Annotated in this window: 17 protein-coding genes and 1 pseudogene; 10 read left to right on the top strand and 8 right to left on the bottom strand. The window is 71.9% G+C overall.

The window, feature by feature from the left end:
- Nucleotides 1-35 precede the first annotated feature (35 nt).
- Nucleotides 36-698: a DUF6230 family protein gene (locus tag AE652_RS12940; protein WP_049651461.1), complete on the bottom strand. Its 663-nt coding sequence runs from the start codon at nucleotides 696-698 to the stop codon at nucleotides 36-38.
- Nucleotides 699-1,440: 742 nt separating this feature from the next.
- Entirely contained in the window at nucleotides 1,441-2,442 is a 1,002-nt protein-coding gene (locus tag AE652_RS12935) for a tetratricopeptide repeat protein (RefSeq protein ID WP_049651460.1), read from the bottom strand.
- 365 nt (nucleotides 2,443-2,807) lie between these two features.
- Here AE652_RS12935 and AE652_RS12930 point away from each other — a divergent pair, with 365 nt between their 5' ends.
- On the top strand, nucleotides 2,808-3,473 hold the full coding sequence (locus AE652_RS12930; protein WP_079271888.1) for a TetR/AcrR family transcriptional regulator: 666 nt from the start codon (nucleotides 2,808-2,810) through the stop codon (nucleotides 3,471-3,473).
- A gap of 74 nt (nucleotides 3,474-3,547) precedes the next feature.
- Here the strand turns inward: AE652_RS12930 and AE652_RS12925 are convergent, their stop codons facing one another.
- The 3 genes from AE652_RS12925 to AE652_RS12915 all read right to left on the bottom strand — a co-directional run bounded on the left by AE652_RS12925 (nucleotide 3,548) and on the right by AE652_RS12915 (nucleotide 6,438).
- Complete coding sequence (locus AE652_RS12925; protein ID WP_049651459.1) at nucleotides 3,548-5,233, bottom strand: methylmalonyl-CoA mutase; 1,686 nt, start codon at nucleotides 5,231-5,233, stop codon at nucleotides 3,548-3,550.
- Between the two features lie 250 nt (nucleotides 5,234-5,483).
- On the bottom strand, nucleotides 5,484-5,825 hold the full coding sequence (locus tag AE652_RS12920) for a DUF3817 domain-containing protein (protein ID WP_049651458.1): 342 nt from the start codon (nucleotides 5,823-5,825) through the stop codon (nucleotides 5,484-5,486).
- A 76-nt stretch (nucleotides 5,826-5,901) separates the two neighbouring features.
- Nucleotides 5,902-6,438 (bottom strand): MarR family winged helix-turn-helix transcriptional regulator, encoded by a 537-nt coding sequence (locus tag AE652_RS12915; RefSeq protein WP_049651457.1) that lies wholly within the window; start codon nucleotides 6,436-6,438, stop codon nucleotides 5,902-5,904.
- 497 nt (nucleotides 6,439-6,935) lie between these two features.
- On the opposite strand from AE652_RS12915, the gene AE652_RS12910 reads away from it, so the two are divergent.
- Together AE652_RS12910 and AE652_RS12905 are read left to right on the top strand one after the other, a co-directional pair.
- A complete protein-coding gene (locus AE652_RS12910) occupies nucleotides 6,936-8,567 on the top strand; it encodes a M4 family metallopeptidase (protein ID WP_049651456.1) in 1,632 nt (543 codons plus the stop codon).
- 454 nt (nucleotides 8,568-9,021) lie between these two features.
- Nucleotides 9,022-10,644 (top strand): M4 family metallopeptidase, encoded by a 1,623-nt coding sequence (locus AE652_RS12905; RefSeq protein WP_049651455.1) that lies wholly within the window; start codon nucleotides 9,022-9,024, stop codon nucleotides 10,642-10,644.
- Nucleotides 10,645-10,809: 165 nt separating this feature from the next.
- Here the strand turns inward: AE652_RS12905 and AE652_RS12900 are convergent, their stop codons facing one another.
- Nucleotides 10,810-11,184: a DUF3817 domain-containing protein gene (locus AE652_RS12900; RefSeq protein WP_049651454.1), complete on the bottom strand. Its 375-nt coding sequence runs from the start codon at nucleotides 11,182-11,184 to the stop codon at nucleotides 10,810-10,812.
- 240 nt (nucleotides 11,185-11,424) lie between these two features.
- Between AE652_RS12900 and AE652_RS12895 the strand changes: the two genes are divergently transcribed.
- The 5 genes from AE652_RS12895 to AE652_RS12875 all read left to right on the top strand — a co-directional run bounded on the left by AE652_RS12895 (nucleotide 11,425) and on the right by AE652_RS12875 (nucleotide 15,244).
- Entirely contained in the window at nucleotides 11,425-12,222 is a 798-nt protein-coding gene (locus AE652_RS12895; RefSeq protein ID WP_049651453.1) for a DUF2127 domain-containing protein, read from the top strand.
- A 104-nt stretch (nucleotides 12,223-12,326) separates the two neighbouring features.
- The gene (locus tag AE652_RS12890; RefSeq protein ID WP_074001459.1) at nucleotides 12,327-12,965 is read left to right on the top strand and encodes an AIM24 family protein; all 639 of its coding nucleotides are present in this window, start codon (nucleotides 12,327-12,329) and stop codon (nucleotides 12,963-12,965) included.
- Nucleotides 12,965-13,615 carry an AIM24 family protein gene (locus tag AE652_RS12885; protein WP_049651451.1) on the top strand — a complete coding sequence of 217 codons (651 nt, stop codon included), beginning with the start codon at nucleotides 12,965-12,967 and terminating at the stop codon, nucleotides 13,613-13,615. The genes AE652_RS12890 and AE652_RS12885 overlap by 1 nt, the downstream gene beginning before the upstream one ends.
- A 263-nt stretch (nucleotides 13,616-13,878) precedes the next feature.
- A complete protein-coding gene (locus tag AE652_RS12880) occupies nucleotides 13,879-14,688 on the top strand; it encodes an AIM24 family protein (RefSeq protein ID WP_049651462.1) in 810 nt (269 codons plus the stop codon).
- 40 nt (nucleotides 14,689-14,728) lie between these two features.
- Nucleotides 14,729-15,244 carry a MarR family winged helix-turn-helix transcriptional regulator gene (locus AE652_RS12875; protein WP_049651450.1) on the top strand — a complete coding sequence of 172 codons (516 nt, stop codon included), beginning with the start codon at nucleotides 14,729-14,731 and terminating at the stop codon, nucleotides 15,242-15,244.
- Between the two features lie 82 nt (nucleotides 15,245-15,326).
- On the opposite strand, the gene meaB is transcribed toward AE652_RS12875, so the two are convergent.
- Together meaB and AE652_RS12865 are read right to left on the bottom strand one after the other, a co-directional pair.
- Nucleotides 15,327-16,283, bottom strand: a complete 957-nt coding sequence (meaB, locus tag AE652_RS12870; RefSeq protein WP_049651449.1) for a methylmalonyl Co-A mutase-associated GTPase MeaB — start codon at nucleotides 16,281-16,283, stop codon at nucleotides 15,327-15,329.
- A 77-nt stretch (nucleotides 16,284-16,360) separates the two neighbouring features.
- Entirely contained in the window at nucleotides 16,361-17,554 is a 1,194-nt protein-coding gene (locus AE652_RS12865) for an acetyl-CoA C-acetyltransferase (RefSeq protein ID WP_049651448.1), read from the bottom strand.
- Nucleotides 17,555-17,834: 280 nt separating this feature from the next.
- On the opposite strand from AE652_RS12865, the gene mce reads away from it, so the two are divergent.
- On the top strand, nucleotides 17,835-18,275 hold the full coding sequence (mce, locus tag AE652_RS12860; protein WP_049651447.1) for a methylmalonyl-CoA epimerase: 441 nt from the start codon (nucleotides 17,835-17,837) through the stop codon (nucleotides 18,273-18,275).
- A gap of 509 nt (nucleotides 18,276-18,784) precedes the next feature.
- Nucleotides 18,785-19,463, top strand: a pseudogene (locus tag AE652_RS12855) (hypothetical protein); the annotation flags it as partial.

Here is a 19,463-nt window from a genome sequence, read left to right as displayed (position 1 = left end):
GGGCGGGCCGGGCCCGGCCCGCCGCCGTCAACGGTCTAGTAGCACTCGCCGGAACCGTCGGTGTGCAGCGCGAGCTTCAGGCCCGGGAGCTTGAAGGTGCCGGCCGAGGTGGCCCAGGCGGTCTGCTGCACGTTGTACAGGTCGGCCTTCTCGGCGGCCTGGGCGAAGCCGGTCTGCCCGGACGGCAGGCCGCCGAGCTTGGACTTCCAGCCCTGGGTGGCCTCGCCCTTGAGGGTCGACGCCTCCTGGCCGATGTTGATGTTGGAGAACTCGGCGTCGGCGTTCAGCTGGTCGAGGTCGATCAGCAGGTTCTTGGCGTAGACCTGCTTCTTGACGTCCTCGCTGTTGCCGGCCTCCAGACGCAGGATGATCTTGGGCAGCTTCCACGGCAGGCCGGGGATGACGTTGGGGTCGGTCACCACCGACTGGCAGAGGCCCTTGATGGTGGCCTCGTCGAAGGCCGAGACGGCGACCGGGTGCGGCGTGCCGTTCGACTCCGCGTCGATCGAGCCGAACTGGGCGAAGTTCCTGCCGTGCAGCTCCGGCGTGGTGACCTTGAAGCTCTGGCCGGAGACGCTGAACGAAGCCGCCAGCGCGTTGTTGGCGATCGAGACGCCCACCGCGGCGGTGGCCGCGATGCTCGGCACCATCACCAGGGCGAAGCGCTTCCAGCGGGTCTTGCCGTAGGTCTGGGACATGCGAGTCCTCCTTCTAGGACGTACATCTCCGGCTCCCCGGCGGCGCGTCCCGCACCGGTGGGGACCTGGGATGGGAGAGAGCTACGTCCTCGGTAGCGGAGAGCGCCTTGGGCGTCGTCGGACGCGGGAGCGGCCCGCGTGCAGCGGACCTCCCGTCCAAGTACCGGCCGTCCTTGCGGGGCGGCGGGCAGGACCGACGACATCGGCGATCACCCCCGAGCGACAACCAGCGACCGCGCAGGGCCGCGCGGCCGGTCGAAGGACAGGAACCGCCGTGGGACCGCGGATACCCCCCTGCCCTCCCTCCCGCCGGCCGGGGCCGACGGACCGCCCGGTGGGGATCCCGCGCTCCGCGTGGCCGACCGGGGTCGGGGTGTGGAGCCCGGGACCGGGCGTGGCCGATCGTGCTTGAATCCCGGGCGAAGCACAAGAGGTTCCTTACTGACGGGTAATGCAACATCAGGTGGCATTGATCATGGAATCGACCCGGTCCGCACCCTGCGTGACGTCTTGAAGGAAACGTGACGGCGAAATCTGCCGGAAACGCAAGCGAAACACCCGTGGGCGGTCACACAAGGTGACCACCCACGGGTGAAATCAAGATTTGGTAAACCTCTGTTCAGTTGACCGGATTGTCGCCAAATCACCAGCGACACCGCAGGTCATCCGCCGTGCCAGGCAGCGGACCTGATCCGGGCTCAGAACCGGCTCGGGACGGACCGGGAACCGGCCCGGAGCGGGCTCAGAACAGCACGCGCGCCAGCGCCGTACGGGCCGCGACGACCCGCGGGTCCTCCGGGCCGATCACCTCGAACAGCTCCAGCAGGCGCAGCCGGGCGGTGTCCCGGTCCTCGCCGGCCGTCCGCCCGACGGTGGCCACCAGGCGCCCGAAGGCGTCCTCGACGTGACCGCCGACCAGGTCCAGGTCGGCCGCCTTGAGCTGGATCCCGACGTCCTTCGGGTCGGCGGCGGCCGCCGACCGGACGGCCTGGAGGTCCAGACCCTCGATCCGCTTCAGCAGCTCGGCCTGGGCCAGGCCCAGCTTGGCCTCGGTGTTGCCCGGCTGCTCGGCCAGCACGTTCCGGTAGGCCTGGATGGCACCGCCCAGGTCGCCGGCGTCCAGCGCGTCGTGCGCGGCGGACAGCGCCGGGTCCTCGGGGCGCTGCGGGGCGGCGGCCGGGGCCTCGCCCGGGGCGGCCGCGCCACCGGCCAGGCCGGCCACGCCGAAGCGCTGCTCGGCGACCAGGATCAGCTGGTCCAGGATCTGACGGATGTTGGCCGCGCTCTCCGCGCCCTGGAACAGCGGCACCAGCTGGCCGGCCACCACGGCCATCACGGCCGGGATGCCCTGGATGCCGAACTGCTGGGAGAGCAGCGGGTTGGCGTCGACGTCGATCTTGGCGAGCACGAAGCGGCCGGCGTACTCCTCGGCCAGGCCCTCCAGGACCGGGCTCAGCTGCTTGCAGGGCCCGCACCACTCGGCCCAGAAGTCGATGACGACCGGCACCTCGGTGGAGCGCTGGACGACCTCGGTCTCGAAGGTGTCCTCGGTGACGTCGATGACGAGCTGGTGGGCGGTCTGGGCGGGGGCGGCTCCGTCCGCATCGGCGGCGGACGCCTGACGAGCCCGCTCGGCCCGGGCCTGCTCGGCCTTCTGGGCGGCTTCGCCGGCCGCCTTCACTGCGGCGAGGTCGACCGCACCGCGCAGGGCGGAGCTGTTGAGACGCGAATTCCGTGGCTGCATGGCACCATCCTCCCCCGTCCGCGCTGCTCGCGGGCACCAACCTCCGGAAAGTCGCCCCGCGCGGACCGCGCGGTGCGGGTTCCCGGGCGCCGTGCCCCTCCCCCGGTAGCCTGGACCGTTCGGCGCGGATCCCCACCCGCGCCCGCGCCGCTCCCGTCCCACGGGACGCGGCGCCTGGTTGTCACTGCTTTCGCTACGAGTCGTAGCGTAACTGGAGCCGGTGGCCCGGCCGCAAGCCCCTCCGGTGGTTCGGGGACGTGACCTGCCCCACTTTCCCGGGGTGCCCCGCTGCCCGAACGGACGAACAGTCGCTACCGTTACCAGCCCCACCCAAGTTACTTACCAGTAGAGCGCAAGGAGGCCCGGTGCCGGCCGCCCAGCCCCCAGCGAGCCCGCAGGGCACGCACCAGGACTGCCCGGCGCCCGCGGGCACCGCCCGGGCCAAGGGCCGCCCGCGCAGCGCCGCCGCCGACCGCGCCATCCTCGACGCCACCCGCGAGACCCTGGCCGAACTCGGCTGGGGCGGACTGACCATGGGCCACGTGGCGAGCCGGGCCGGGGTCGCCAAGACCACCCTCTACCGCCGCTGGCCGTCCAAGAACGAGCTCGTGGTGGACGCCGTCGCCACCCTCTTCGACGAGCTGGTGATGCCCGACCTCGGCAGCCTGCGGGCCGACATCGAGGCCGTGGTGGCCCAGTTCGCCGACCTGCTGGCCCGCCCGGAGACCCAGGCCGCGCTGCTCGCGCTGTTCGCCGAGGGCACCCGCGACCGGCAGCTGCGGCGGCGGATCCGCGAGGCCATCGTGGACCCGCAGAAGCGGCTGGTCCGCCAGGGCCGGGCGGCCGCCCAGGCCCGCGGCGAGCTGGAGGCGGACACCGACGACACCTCGGCCCGCGAGGAGGTCGACATCATCTTCGACACCATCGCGGGCACCGTCGAACACCGCGTCCTGGTCAGCGGCGAGCCGATCACCCCGGAGTGGACCCGCCGCTTCACCGACCTGCTGCTCGGACCGATGCTCGCGGGCTGAGCGCACCCCGGCCGGAGACACGGCAAAGCCGCCGTACGGGATCCCGTACGGCGGCTCCGCGTCGGCCGTCGGCCTCAGAACATCGCGTTCTCCTGGTACGTGCCCCACTCCTCGCGCAGCGCGTTGCAGATCTCGCCCAGCGTCGCCTCGGCGCGCACCGCGTCCAGCATCGGCGGGATCATCGACTCGCCCGAGCGCGCCGCCGCCAGCATGGCGTCCAGCCCGGCCCGGACGGCCGCGTCGTCCCGGGCCGCCTTGCGCTCCCGCAGCACCCGGACCTGCTCGCGTTCGACCTCGTGGCTGACCCGCAGGATCTCCAGCTCAGGGGTGACGCTGCGCGGGTGGCAGTTGACGCCGACCACGCGCTTGTCGCCCTTCTCCACCGACTGCTGGTACTGGAAGGCCGCCTCGGCGATCTCCCCGGTGAACCAGCCCTCCTCGATGCCGCGCAGGATGCCGGAGGTGATCGGGCCGATCTCGTGGTCCTCCCGGCCCTTGTCCAGGATCCGCTGGAAGATCGCCTCGGCCTGCTGCTCGATCCGGTCGGTCAGCGCCTCGACGTACCAGGAACCGCCCAGCGGGTCGGCGACGTTGGCGACGCCGGTCTCCTCCATCAGCACCTGCTGGGTGCGCAGGGCGATCTCGGCGGCCTGCTCGGAGGGCAGCGCCAGGGTCTCGTCCAGGGCGTTGGTGTGCAGCGAGTTGGTGCCGCCGAGCACCGCGGCCAGCGCCTCGACGGCGGTGCGGACCACGTTGTTGTACGGCTGCTGCGCGGTCAGCGAGACGCCGGCGGTCTGGGTGTGGAAGCGCAGCCACTGCGCCTTGTCGGTCTTGGCGCCGAAGCGCTCGCGCATCCAGCGGGCCCAGATCCGGCGCGCGGCGCGGAACTTGGCGATCTCCTCGAAGAAGTCCAGGTGCGCGTCGAAGAAGAAGGACAGGCCGGGCGCGAAGACGTCCACGTCCAGGCCGCGGGACAGGCCCAGCTCGACGTAGCCGAAGCCGTCCGCGAGGGTGTACGCCAGCTCCTGCGCGGCCGTGGCCCCGGCCTCGCGGATGTGGTAGCCGGAGACCGACAGCGGCTTGTACGCGGGGATGCCCTCGGCGCAGTAGGCCATCAGGTCGCCGATCAGGCGCAGGTGCGGCTCGGGGGCGAAGAGCCACTCCTTCTGCGCGATGTACTCCTTGAAGATGTCCGTCTGGAGGGTGCCGTTGAGCACCGCCGGGTCCACGCCCTGGCGCTCGGCGGCCACCAGGTACATGCAGAAGACCGGCACGGCCGGGCCGCTGATCGTCATCGAGGTGGTGACCCCGCCGAGCGGGATGCCGTCGAACAGCACCTCCATGTCGGCGGCCGAGTCGATGGCCACGCCGCAGTGGCCGACCTCGCCGAGCGACTTCGGGTCGTCCGAGTCGTAGCCCATCAGGGTCGGCATGTCGAAGGCGACCGAGAGGCCGCCGCCGCCCGCGTCCAGGATCATCCGGTAGCGCTCGTTGGTCTGCTGGGCGTTGCCGAAGCCGGCGAACTGGCGGATGGTCCAGGTGCGGCCCCGGTAGCCGGTCGGGTGCAGACCGCGGGTGTACGGGTACTCGCCCGGCCAGCCGATCCGCTCGAAGCCCTCGTAGGCCTGCCCGGCGGGCGGGCCGTAGACCGGCTCGACCTCGTCGCCGGAGAGGGTGGTGAAGTCCGCGTCGCGCTTGCGGGCCTTGTCGTACCGCTGCTGCCAGCGCTGCCGGCCCCGCTCGATCTCCTCGGCGTCCATGATCCCGAACTCCGCTCCGTACGGCCGCCGCGGCGACGGGGCGGCACAGCTAGTAGGACGTCCTAACAATTTACTCGGACGTCCTAGTACTTGTCGATGGACAACCCGCCCGCACGGCCCGCGATCCCCCGAAAGGGACCGGGATCCGGCCCGGGGGGCTCCGGGAGCCGCCCGAACGGGGCCCGGGAACGCCGGAGCGCCCCTCCCCCGGTCGGGGAAGGGGCGCTCTCGCGGAATTCGGGGCCGCGGCTCAGACGCCGGCCGGCTGGCGGGCGCCGCCGCCCGCCGGGAGCTGCTCGGCGGCCTCGCGGGCCACCTTGCGCTCGAAGACGAAGGAGAGGAACGGGATGCAGCCCGCCGCCAGGGTGAGCACCAGCCGGCCCATCGGCCACTTCAGCTTCTGCCCGAGCATGAAGGTCACCACGAAGTACCCGATGTAGAGGTAGCCGTGCAGCATCGCGACGTACGTGGTCACGTCCTTGGCCGCGTCGAAGCCGTACTTCGCGACCATGAAGCCGCAGAACACCAGCAGCGCCGTACCGGTCGCAATGGCCAGGGCCCGGTACCAGCCCAGCAGGGGGGTCGCCTTCATGATCTTCCTCGCCTCGCTCGGCACGGTCCGCCGGTACGCCCGGATCCGCGCACCGCTCACACGAGGGTAGCCGCCTTCACGCCCGGCCCTTCGCAGCCCCCTCGGACGGCTCGGCGAAGTCGCCGGCCGCGATCCGCAGCGGCCTGAGCAGTTCGAACACCTGGTGGCACTGCTCGGCGTCGTACTCCTCCAGCCCGAACTCCATCGCCATCAGCTCCCGGGTCGCCTCCTCGACCACCTCGCGGCCGCGCCCGGTGATCGCGGCCAGCACGCCGCGGCCGTCCAGCGGGTTGGGGCGGCGGGCGACCAGGCCGGCCCGCTCCAGGCGGTCGACGGTGTTGGTGACGCTGGTCGGGTGGACCATGAGCCGCTCGCCGATCTTGGAGAGCGAGAGCTCGCCGGTCCGACTGAAGGTCAGCAGCACCAGGGCCTCGTAGCGGGCGAAGGTCAGCCCGTACGGCTTGAGCACCGCGTCCACCCGGGAGAGCAGGATCTGGTGGGCGCGCATGACCGAGGTGATCGCCGCCATCGAGGGGACCCCGCCCCAACGGCGGGTCCACAGCTCGTCGGCGCGGGCGATCGGGTCGAAGTCGAGAGCGAGGGGCTTGGCCACCTCCTTACCGTACCGGCGGACGGGACGTGTGCTACCAGGCGTCCTGATGGTGGACAAGCGCAACACGTGGCGGGAACCCGCCAATCGGACGGCCAGGTCCATACCAGGACATTGCGCCGGTGTGAACGCGCGGCAACGGGCCGCCGGCGCACCGGGGTTGGCCCCGGAGCGGCCCGGCGCCGCGCCACCAGGCGTCGGTTCGGACGGTAACCCGCTGCAAACCAGGACGATTTGCCCCTTTTGTCCATCCGTTCACATTCCTCCGCCGTGGCGGGACTTGGCCAATTCATGAGCAAGACCTGTCATTTGATTTGCTCGATTGTCATGCTTTCGATCAACCCCGTTCGGCAGCCACCACCCCCACCCACCGGTGGCGAAGCCGCTCAGTCCGCACGGGGCCCGCACGTCAGCGCCCGTTCCGCCCCTCAGGTGCCGTCCCCGGCCCCCGGAACGCCGCGCGACCGCGCCCGCTCGCGGTTTTCCGGAAGGACTCGTTCGTGAAGCGAAAGCTCGCCGCAGTCGCCGTACTCTCCGCCACCGCCCTGCTCACCGGTGTCGTCCAGGTGAGCACCGCAGCCGTCGCGGACCCCGCCCCGCAGTCCCAGGGCGCGAAGCAGCGCGCCGACCTGATCGCCCTGGCCAACGGCCAGGCCGGCAAGGTCGCGCACGCCCTGGCCCTGGGCGGCCAGGAGCAACTGGTGGCCAAGGACGCCGTGGTGGACGCCGACGGCACCCGCCACCTGCGCTACGAGCGCACCTTCGCCGGCCTCCCCGTCCTGGGCGGCGACCTGGTGGTGCACCAGAAGGCCGACGGCTCGACCACCTCGGTGGACAAGGCCACCGGCGCCACCATCGCCCTGCCGAGCCTCACCCCGCAGATCCCCGCCGACAAGGCCGCCGACCAGGCGACCGGCGCCGTGCAGTCCACCGTGGGCATCGCCGCCGACAAGGACGAGTCCCCGCTGACCGCCGTGCACCAGACCGGCAAGGCCGAGCTGGTCGTGTGGGCCACCGACGGCAGCCCGCGCCTGGCGTACCGCACCACGGTCGAGGGCGAGCGCGCCGACGGCACCCCGAGCCGCCAGCTGCTGGTCACCGACGCGGCGAGCGGCGAGGTGCTCTCCAGCCACGAGCAGGTGCGGACCGCCGCCGGCACCGGCAAGGGCGTCTTCGTCGGCTCCGTCCCGCTGACCACCACCCAGAGCGGTTCGAGCTACCAGCTCAAGGACGCGACCCGCGGCGGCCAGGCCACGTACACCCTGAAGGGCAAGACCTCCGGCTCGGGCACCCTGGTCGCCAACACGACCAACAGCTTCGGCAACGGCCTGTCCTCCAACAGCGAGTCCGCCGCCGTGGACGCCCAGTACGGTGCGGCGGTCACCTGGGACTTCTACAAGAACACCTTCGGCCGCAACGGCATCAAGAACAACGGCGTCGGCGCCACCAGCCGGGTCCACTACGGTTCCAACTACGTGAACGCGTTCTGGGACGACTCCTGCTTCTGCATGACGTACGGCGACGGCAGCGGCAACACCCACCCGCTCACCGAACTCGACGTGGCCGGCCACGAGATGAGCCACGGCGTCACCTCCGCCACCGCCAACCTCAACTACTCGGGCGAGTCCGGCGGCCTGAACGAGGCCACCTCGGACATCTTCGGCACGATGGTCGAGTTCTACGCCAACCTGCCCTCCGACAAGCCGGACTACCTGATCGGCGAGTTGATCAACATCAACGGGGACGGCACCCCGCTGCGCTACATGGACAAGCCGTCCAAGGACGGCGCCTCGGCCGACTACTGGTCCTCCACGGTCGGCAACAAGGACGTCCACTACTCCTCGGGCGTCGCCAACCACTTCTTCTACCTGCTCGCCGAGGGCAGCGGCGCGAAGACCATCAACGGCGTCAGCTACAACAGCCCGACCTCCAACGGCTCCACGCTCGCGGGCATCGGCCGGGACAAGGCCGCACAGATCTGGTACCGCGCGCTGACCACCTACTTCACCTCCACCACCAACTACGCGGGCGCCCGCACCGGCACCCTGAAGGCCGCCGCCGACCTGTACGGCGCCTCCAGCGCCGAGTACAGCGCCGTCGCCGCGACCTGGGCCGCCGTCAACGTCAACTGACGTACCGCACAGGCGCGTCGGACGCCCGGGGCCTCCGGCAGGAGGGCCCGGGCGTCCGCCGTTCCGGGCGGCAGCCCGGGCCGTCCCGGACCGTCGAGACCGTCCGGGGCCGCCCGAGCCGCCCGGGGCTGTCAAGGCCGTCCGGCTGGCGGAGTCCCGCCAGGGGGACGAACCGCCGAAACCGGGCAACGGGCGGCAACCGAACCATCCGTACCGGCACTGGCGGTTCTTGGCCAATCCCGGTAGGCGCCCTGTCCATCCCTGCCAACGATTGTCATGCTTCTGACCAAGTCCCGTCCGACCATCCGCCGCCCCACCCGTTTCCGGCGGATCGTCAGGTACCGCACGGGACCGGCACGTCCGCGCCCTACCGCCCCCAAGGTGCCAACCCCGGCGCCCCGGTACGCGGCGCACCCGCACGCACCCGCGGGTCTCGTGGAAGGAACCCCCGCACGTGAAGCGAAAGCTGACTGTCGGAGCCGTACTCTCCGCCACCGCACTGCTGGCCGGCGTCATCCAGATCGCCGCCGTCCCCGCCCAGGCCGCCGCCCCCTCCCCGGCCCAGCAGCAGTCCGCGCTGCTCGCGCTGGCCTCCGGGCAGAGCGCCCCGGTCGCCCAGGCGCTCGCCCTCGGCGGCCAGGAGAAGCTGGTGCCCAAGGACGTGGTGGTGGACAAGGACGGCACCCGCCACCTGCGGTACGACCGGACCTACGCGGGCCTGCCGGTGCTCGGCGGCGACCTGGTCGTCCACCAGAAGGCCGACGGCTCGGTGAAGTCCGTCGACCGGGCCTTCGCCGGACAGCTGTCCGTGCCCAGCCTGACCCCGGGCCTCGCCGCGCCCCAGGCCGCCGAGAAGGCCACCGCCGCCGTGCGGGCCACGGTCGGCGCCGCCGACCAGGAGGAGGCCGCGCTCAGCCGGGTCGACGGCGCCGGCGCGCCCGAGCTGGTCGTCTGGGCCGCCGACGGCACCCCGCGACTGGCCCACCGCACCACGGTCGAGGGCCAGCGCGCGGACGGCACCCCGAGCCGCCAGGTGGTCGTCACCGACGCCGCCACCGGCCAGGTGCTCTCCACCGACGAGCAGGTGAAGACCGCCACCGGCACCGGCAAGGGCGTCAACGTCGGCAGCGTCTCGCTCACCACCACCCAGAGCGGCAGCTCCTACCAGCTGAAGGACGCCTCCCGGGGCAACCAGTCCACCACCGACCTCAAGGGCGGCACCTCGGGCAGCGGCACGCTCGTCGCCAACACCACCAACAGCTTCGGCAACGGCCTGGCCTCCAACCGCGAATCCGCCGCCGTGGACGCCCAGTTCGGCGCGGCGGCCACCTGGGACTACTACAAGAACACCTTCGGCCGCAACGGCATCAAGAACAACGGCGTCGGCGCTGCGAGCCGGGTCCACTACAGCACCAACTACGTCAACGCGTTCTGGGACGACTCCTGCTTCTGCATGACGTACGGCGACGGCTCCGGCAACACCCACCCGCTGACCGCGATCGACGTGTCCGGCCACGAGATGAGCCACGGCGTCACCTCCGCCACCGCGAACCTCAACTACTCCGGTGAGTCCGGCGGCCTCAACGAGGCCACCTCGGACATCTTCGGCACCATGGTCGAGTGGTCCGCCAACCTCGCGGTCGACCCGGGCGACTACCTGATCGGCGAGAAGCTCAACATCAACGGCAACGGCACGCCGCTGCGCTACATGGACAAGCCCTCCAAGGACGGCGCCTCGGCCGACTACTGGTCCTCCACGGTCGGCAACAAGGACGTCCACTACTCCTCGGGCGTCGCCAACCACTTCTTCTACCTGCTCGCCGAGGGCAGCGGGGCGAAGGTCATCAACGGGGTCAGCTACAACAGCCCGACCTCCAACGGCTCGACGGTGACCGGCATCGGCCGGGACAAGGCGGCGGCGATCTGGTACCGCGCGCTGACCGTCTACATGACCTCCACCACCAACTACAAGGCCGCCCGCACCGCGACCCTGAAGGCCGCCACCGACCTGTACGGCGCCTCCAGCACCGAGTACAACGCGGTCGCGGCGGCCTGGAGCGGCGTCAACGTCAGCTGACCCGCGCCACCCCCGGTAGGAACCGGTAGCAACCGGTAGGAAATCGAGCCACCCCCGGTAAGAAACGGCGACAGGCTGCCGCGGCCCTTTGGGAGAGGAGGCCGTGGCAGCCTGTCGACCGTCCACGAGGAGGCCGGAGCCCGAGCGGGGGCCCGGGCGGCCGGCTCAGGCGGTGGCGGGCTTCAGCTCGCCCCGCTCCTCCTTGGCCAGCATCCGCTCGGCGAAGAAGCCGCCGGTGGGCAGCACCGCGAGCACGAACATCAGGACGCCGCGCTTGGCGTCCCACTTCTGCGCCTGCCAGGCCTGGATCCAGAAGACCACGTACAGGATGAACAGGACGCCGTGCACCATGCCCATCACCGGGACGGCGTCGAACGAGGTCGTCCGCTTCAGCACCGAGCAGATCAGCAGCAGGATGAAGGAGACCCCTTCGGGGCCGGAGACCAGGCGCAGGCGGTGGACGGCGCTGCTGTTCACGATGGATACCTCGATATGGGGGGTCGGCGGCGCGGGCTCGCTTGTGAAGCGACTCACAAGCATTCCGGCCCATTATCGCCGAGCCCACGGACGGGACCCCGGCCGGGGGTGGCCACCGTGCCCCATCTCACAGCGGCCGGCCCGGCGCCTCCCCGGAGCCCGTCCGGCGCCCGCCCGCCCTGTCACAGCTCTGTGCCGGAACGCCACCGAGCGCGACCGCCCGTCACCCGGAACCCCTATCCTGCTGCCCGCGCGCCCACCGATCCGGGCGCCGAGGCATCGCACACGGGGGGTACTCACCACATGTTCAAGCGCGACTGGGACCGCAGGACCTGCGCCAAGCGCGGCCACACCACCTACGCGCCGACGGAGCCGGAGCTGGCCTCCCGGCTGCACGCGTCCACCGCCCTCGGCGACGCCTGGCGCTGCCTGCGCTGCGGCGACTTCGCGCTGGGCGCCCCGCACGGCTCCGGCCCGGCCGACGAAGCGCCGCTGGTGCCGCGCGGCAAGGCGCTGCGGGACCTGTTCATCCTGCGCTTCCTGGCCGTCGAGCGGGTGCTGCGCGGACTGCTGATCATCGTGGTCGCCTGGGCCGTGTGGAAGTTCTCCAACAGCCAGGACGCGGTGCACCGGGTCTTCGACGAGAACCTCACGGTGTTCAGGCCGGTCACCGACCACTTCCACTGGGACCTCGAACACGCCCCGATCGTCGAGACCATCCGCAAGACCTTCGACTTCAAGAAGAGCACCCTGCTGATCGTCGCGGGCGCGCTGATCGCCTACGCGGTGATCGAGATCGTCGAGGCGGTCGGCCTCTGGCTGAACAAGCGCTGGGCCGAGTACCTGACGGTGGTCGCCACCGCGGCCTTCCTGCCGTTGGAGGGCTACGAGCTGAGCCACCACGTCAGCGCGCTGAAGATCTGCACCCTGGTGCTGAACATCGCGGCGGTGCTCTGGATCATGCTCTCCAAGCGCCTGTTCGGGCTGCGCGGCGGCGTGGTGGCCTTCGAGGCGGAGCGCCACTCGGCCTCGCTGCTGGAGGTCGAGCAGGCGGCCGGCACCGTTCCGAGCCCCGGACAGGGGGCGCACGCCCGGGCCTGACCGGGGCGCGTGCGCCGGGCGTGACCGGCGCGTTTGTCCCAGACCGGTACCAGTCGGCCCACGCACCCTCCCCGCGCCACGGCCGCAGCGGCTAGATTGCGGCCGTGGCACAGTTCAGACTCCAGGGATCGCGCGTGCTCGCCGTCGACTTGGGCGGCGACGCCGTCAAGGCGCGACACGGCTCGATGGTCGCCTACACCGGGCAGATGGCCTTCAAGAAGTTGACCGGCGGCGGGGACGGCCTGCGCGGCATGGTCACCCGCCGGCTGACCGGCGAGAAGATGACGGTCATGGAAGTGAAGGGGCAGGGCACCTGCTACTTCGCCGACAAGGCCACCGAGATCAGCCTGGTGCGGCTGAACGGCGAGACGCTGTACGTCGAGTCGGACAACCTGCTCTGCACCGAGTCCGCCCTGCACACCGGCACCAGCTTCACCGGGCTGAACGGCATGTCCTCGGGCAACGGCCTGTTCACCACCAAGGTGGAGGGCCACGGCTGGGCGGCCGTCACCTCCAACGGCCCGGCCGTCATCCTGCGGGTCGACAAGAGCATGCCGCTGCGGGTGGACCCGGGCGCGTACGTGGCGCACACCGGCACCCTGCAGCGCAGCCTGAAGTCGGGCGCGGGCTGGACCACGATCATCGGCGAGGGCGGCGGCGAGGCCGTCCAGATCGAGTTCACCGGCGAGGGCCTGGTGTACGTCCAGCCCTCCGAGAAGGCCACCATCGGGGGCGACGTCTGATGGGCTTCACGAAGATCAACGGGAAGATGGTCGAAGCCCAGGTGGTGCCCGGGCAGCGGCTGTTCAGCCAGCGCGGCGCGATGCTCGCGTACAGCGGCGACGTCCGCTTCACGCCGAACATCACCGGCGGGCAGGGCGGCGTGATGTCGATGATCGGCCGCCGGGTGGCCAACGAGGACACCCCGCTGATGACCGTCGAGGGCCAGGGCCGGGTGATGTTCGGCCACGGCGGCCACCACGTCCACGTGATCGACCTGTTCGGCGACACCCTGTACGTCGAGGCGGACCGGCTGCTCGCCTTCGAGGGCACGCTGCGGCAGTCCACCATGTTCATGGGCTCGCAGGGCGGGGTGATGGGCATGGTCCGCGGCCAGGTCACCGGGCAGGGCCTGTTCACCACCAAGCTGGAGGGCCAGGGCTCGGTCGCGGTGATGGCCCACGGCGGCGTCTTCGAGCTGCCGATCACCCCCGGCCAGTCGGTGCACGTCGACCCCCAGGCGTACGTGGCGCACCGCGGCGACGTGCGCAACAAGCTCTCCACGGCGCTGGGTTGGCGCGACATGATCGGCCGCGGCTCGGGCGAGGCGTTCCAGCTGGAACTGTCCGGGCAGGGCGCGGTGTACGTCCAGGCGAGCGAGGAGAAGCTCTGATGTCCTACCCGCCGCAGCCCCCGTACGGTTCGCCGCACAACCAGCCGACCCAGCCCGGCTTCGCGGCCCCGCCGCCCCCGCCGGGGTACGGCCCGCAGCCGGGCTACCCGCAGCCCGGCGGGTACCCGCCGCCCCCGCCGCAGGGCTACCCGCCGCCCCCGCCCGGCCACCAGCCCCAGCAGCAGTACCAGCAGCCGCCCCAGCAGCCGTACGGCCAGCAACAGCCGTACGCCCAGGAGCAGTTCGGCGGCCCACTGGCCCCGCTGCCGACCGGCCACGGCGGCACCGGGCCGGTGGTGTGGGACGCCCACAGCCTGCCGGCCGGCGACAACGTCAACCCGTACGCCTTCTCGGTCGACCTGAACGGCTCCTACTTCCTCCAGAAGGGCAAGATGGTCGCCTACTACGGCGACATCACCTTCAAGGGCGTCGGCGCCGGGGCGGTCGACCGGGTGCTCGGCCAGCACTTCAACTCGCCGATGCACGCGGCGGACTGGGTGGTCGCCGAGGGCCGCGGCAAACTGCTGCTGGCCGACCGGGCGTTCGACCTCAACTCGTACGACCTGGACGAGGGCAACCTGACCGTCCGCTCCGGCAACCTGCTGGCCTTCGACCCGACGCTGCGGCTCAAGCAGTCGATCATCCCGGGCTTCCTGACCCTGATCGGCACCGGCCGCTTCGTCGCCGCCTCCAACGGCCCGGTGCACTTCGTCGAGCCGCCGATCCGGGTGGACCCGCAGGCGCTGGTCGGCTGGGCGGACTGCCCGGCGCCGTGCCACCACTACGACCACGACTACATGCACGGGCTGATCGGCGGCCTGCGCCGGCTGACCGGCATCGGCGGGGCCTCCGGCGAGGAGCACCAGTTCGAGTTCATCGGCGCCGGCCAGGTGCTGCTGCAGTCGAGCGAGAAGCTGATGGCGGAGCGGTCGGTCGGAGCGGTCGACGCCGAGGCGGGCGTCCCGGTGGGCGGCGTGCCGTCCCAGCCGGGCACGGCCGGACACGGCGGCGGCAACCCCAACATCCCCGGGCTCGGTAACCTGGGCGACCTCGGACGACGTTTCGGTCTGTAAACTTGTACAAGATTGAACTAAATCGGCTATGCTAGAGGGCATGGATACGCACACGATCGAGACCGCGGACACCCCTCCGTCGCAGCCCGAGGAGGAGACTCCCTGGCTGACCGCCAGGGAGCAGCGGATGTGGCGCGCCCATCTGGAGGTCGCCAAGCTGCTGGACTACCAGCTCAGCCGCGAACTCCAGCCGCACAACCTCGCGATCAACGACTACGAGATCCTGGTCGTGCTCTCCGAGGCCCCGGACCGCCGGATGCGGATGACCGACCTCGCGACCGCCACCCTCCAGTCGAAGAGCCGCCTCTCCCACCAGATCACCCGGATGGAGAACGCCGGCCTGGTGCTGCGCCAGGAGTGCCCCGGCGACCGCCGCGGCCTCTACGCCCACCTCACCGAACACGGCTGGGAGACCATGCAGCGGGTCGCCCCCGACCACGTGCGCAGCGTCCGGGCCCACTTCATCGACCGCTTCACCCCGGAGCAGCTCGACGACATGTACCAGGCCCTCGCCCCCGTCGCCGAACACCTCCGCGGCCTGCGCGGCAAGCCGTAGCACCCCACGCACCACTCCGCCCCGCCGCGATCCGATCGCGGCGGGGCGGAAACGGTTCGCGGGCCCGCGCGCCCGGCCCGGGTCAGCCGCGGGTCAGTCCGGCGACCAGCTCGTCGGCGGCGCCGTACGGGTCCAGGGCGCCCTCGGCGACGCGTTCGGCGAGGACGGCCAGGTGCCGGTCCCCGCGCAGGTCGCCGATCCGGGCGCGCAGCTCGGCCAGCGCGATCGCCTCGATCTCCTCGGCGGCCCGGCGGCGGCGCCGCGCGGCGAGCTCGCCGTGCTCCTCCAGCCAGGCGCGGTGCTTCTCCAGCGCCTCGACCACCTCGTCCACGCCCTCGCCGCGGGCCGCGACGGTCTTGACGATCGGCGGACGCCAGTCCCCCGCCTCCCGCGCCTCGCCGAGGCCCAGCATGTGGTTGAGCTCCCGCGCGGTGGCGTCGGCGCCGTCCCGGTCGGCCTTGTTGACCACGAAGACGTCGCCGATCTCCAGGATCCCGGCCTTGGCGGCCTGGATGCCGTCGCCCATCCCGGGGGCCAGCAGCACCACGGTGGTGTCGGCCTGGGCGGCGACCTCGACCTCGGACTGGCCCACCCCGACGGTCTCCACCAGGATCACCTCGCAGCTGGCCGCGTCCAGCACCCGCAGCGCCTGCGGCGCCGCCCAGGAGAGCCCGCCGAGGTGGCCGCGGGTGGCCATCGAGCGGATGAACACCTCGGGGTCGGTCGCGTGGTCCTGCATCCGGACCCGGTCGCCCAGCAGCGCGCCGCCGGAGAACGGCGAGGACGGGTCGACGGCCAGCACCCCGACCCGCTTGCCGAGCCGCCGGTAGGCGGAGACCAGCGCCGAGGTGGAGGTCGACTTGCCGACCCCGGGCGAGCCGGTCAGGCCCACCGTGTACGCCCGCCCGGTGTACGGCGCGAGCGCGGCCATCGCCTCCCGCAGCTGCGGCGCGGCGTTCTCGACCAGCGTGATCAGCCGGGCGACCGCCCGCGGCCGGCCCTCCCGGGCCTGCTCGACCAGCGTGGCGACATCGATCATCAGGAGCTCCTTGCGCGGATGCCGAAGGGGCTGCGGACCGCCACCGGCGGTCCGCAGCCCTGGCGTGTCTGAGCCGGTCAGGCCTTCGGGACGCGCACGATCAGCGCGTCGCCCTGGCCGCCGCCACCGCACAGCGCGGCCGCGCCCACCCCGCCGCCGCGGCGCTGCAGCTCCAGCGCCAGGGTCAGCACCACGCGGGCGCCGGACATCCCGATCGGGTGGCCGAGCGCGATGGCGCCGCCGTTGACGTTGACGATGTCGGAGGTGACGCCCAGGTCCTTCATCGACTGGTGGGCGACGGCCGCGAAGGCCTCGTTGATCTCGATCAGGTCGAGGTCGGCGACCTCCAGGCCCTCCTTGGCCAGCGCGTGCCTGATCGCGTTGGACGGCTGCGACTGGAGCGAGTTGTCCGGGCCGGCCACGTTGCCGTGCGCGCCGATCTCGGCGATCCAGCTCAGGCCCAGCTCCTCGGCCTTGGCCTTGCTCATCACGACCACGGCGGCGGCGCCGTCGGAGATCTGCGAGGAGGTGCCGGCGGTGATCGTGCCGTCCTTGGTGAAGGCCGGGCGCAGCTTGGCCAGGCCCTCGACGGTGGTGTCCGCGCGGATGCCCTCGTCCTGGCTGAACAGCACCGGCTCGCCCTTGCGCTGCGGGATGGCGACCGGGACGATCTCGGCGTCGAAGACCCCGTCGGCCTGCGCCTTGGCGGCCCGCTGGTGGGAGGCGGCGGCGATCTCGTCCTGCGCCTCGCGCGGGATGCCCAGGCGGGTGTTGTGCTTCTCGGTGGACTCGCCCATCGGGATGTTCTCGTAGGCGTCGGTGAGGCCGTCGTGGGCCATCGCGTCGAGCATCGCGATCGCGCCGTACTTGAAGCCCTCGCGGGACTTCGGCAGCAGGTGCGGGGCGTTGGTCATCGACTCCTGGCCGCCGGCCACCACGATGTCGAACTCGCCGGCCCGGATCAGCTGGTCGGCGAGCGCGATGGCGTCGAGGCCGGAGAGGCAGACCTTGTTGACGGTCAGCGCCGGGACGTTCATCGGGATGCCGGCCTTGACGGCGGCCTGGCGGGCCGGGATCTGGCCGGCGCCGGCCTGGAGCACCTGGCCCATGATCACGTACTGGACCTGCTCGCCGGTGATCCCGGCCCGCTCCAGGGCCGCCTTGATCGCGACGGCGCCGAGGTCGGCGCCGGAGAAGCCCTTGAGGGAACCCAGCAGGCGACCCATCGGGGTCCGCGCACCGGCAACGATCACAGAGGTGGTGTTGGTCATGGGACGGGCCCCTTCGCACGTCGTGGCCAGGTGAGGATGCGCTCAATGTACTGACCCGTTACCCGCCCGTCACCGGAGCGACGGTGTGATCGAGCGCACTGGCACCATCCAGTCAACACCGTGCCGACCCGCTCCGGGTGAACCGCCCGCGGGCCGTCCGCCGGGCAGCCCGCCGTGTGAGCAGGCTCGCACGCCCGGCACTGGCGCCCGTCGCGGGCCATGCGCTGCACTGGGTGCACCTTTAGCCCCACCACCTTCTCCCCACCTCCCGGAGGCCGTCGTGCTGACCCGCATCGACCACATCGGCATCGCCTGCCGAGACCTCGACAAGACGGTCGAGTTCTACCGCGCCACCTACGGTTTCGAGGTCTTCCACTCCGAGGTCAACGAGGAGCAGGGCGTCCGCGAGGCCATGCTCCGGATCAACGGCACCGACGACGGCGGCGCCTCGTACCTCCAGCTGCTGGAGCCCACCCGGCCCGACTCCACCGTGGCCAAGTGGCTGGAGAAGAACGGCGAGGGCGTGCACCACATCGCCTTCGGCACCGCCGACGTGGACGGCGACTCCGAGGCCATCCGGGACAAGGGCGTCCGGGTCCTCTACGACCAGCCGCGGATCGGCTCGATGGGTTCGCGGATCACCTTCCTGCACCCCAAGGACTGCGGCGGCGTGCTGACCGAGCTGGTCACCTCCGCGCAGCAGGGCCACGACGGGCACTGACCCCCTCCCGGCCCGCCCCCGGGCGCGCGGCGTCCCGGGGGCAGCCGACGGTCCGTCGGTCATGACCCGTCAGTAACCTGGCGGGAAGAGCCGGAAAACACCCCTGCGGCCATTCCCCCGCAGTGCGCTCCCACTACAATGCCCAGGTGCGCGAAGGCTCCGGGGGACGGAGGCGACGGGCACGGCCGAAGACAGGCCTGTCCGCCCTCCGGCGGTCGGCCCGTCGCAAGGGGAGTCCATTACGCGGGCACGGCTGAACAGTCGCAAGACGGATCTGTCACCATTCTCCACAAGGCAAGAGTTCGCCCAGGAGTCCACTCGGACGGGGGAACGCGGCACCCCCGCGCTCCCGCGCCCCGGATTCCGACGACCGCGGCGGGCGGCCCCGGCATGGCGGGGGACCGTCCACCGGCTGCGGATGCAAGGACCAGTCGGACCGGCGCCCGGGATACCGGAGCCCGGAACCGGCCGGGTCGAGGACGCGACCAGGAGATGGATGGGACCGCGGAGTGCGGGGCAACGACCGCTACGAGGCTGACGATCACCTCTCCCAGTTCGAGGCCGAGATGGGTCGGACTCGGAAGGAGCGCGACAAGGCAGTCGAGCATGCCGAAGACCTCGCCTACCAGGTGGAGGTCCTGCGGGCGAAACTGCACGAGTCCCGCCGGATGCTGGCCCAGCCGCGCGCCTTCGACGCCGTCTCCGGCCAGGCCGAGCAGATGCTCCGCACCGCCGAGATGCAGGCCCAGCAGCTGCGCGCCGACGCCGAGCGCCAGCTGCGCGACTCCCAGGCCGCCACCCAGCGGATCATGGCCGAGGCCGCCGAGCGCACCGCCCGGCTGGAAGCCGACCTCGCCGCCCGTCGCCGCCAGCTGGAGGACGAGCTCGCCGAGCTGCGCCGCTCCGCCGAGCAGCACGTCAACGGCTGGGCCGAGCAGACCCGGGCCGGCTCCGAGCAGGAGGCCCAGCGGCTGCTCCAGGACGCCCGCGCCGAGGCCGAGCGGATGGTCGCCGCCGCCCGTGCGGAGGCCGTCGCCCTCTCCGACCACGCCCGCGCCCAGACCGCCGCCGACGTGGACGCCGCCCGCGGCGAGGCCCAGGCCGCCGCCGAGGCCGCCCTGCAGCGGGCCCAGAACGACGCCGAGCGCCTGCTGCGCGCCGCCTCCGAGCAGGCCCAGCAAGCCGGCG

Origin of the sequence: Kitasatospora sp. MY 5-36 (assembly GCF_001182915.1) — a bacterium.
Taxonomy (GTDB): domain Bacteria; phylum Actinomycetota; class Actinomycetes; order Streptomycetales; family Streptomycetaceae; genus Kitasatospora.
The sequence above is the reverse complement of the archived record's forward strand: the minus strand, read 5'-3'. Positions and strand labels throughout refer to the sequence as shown.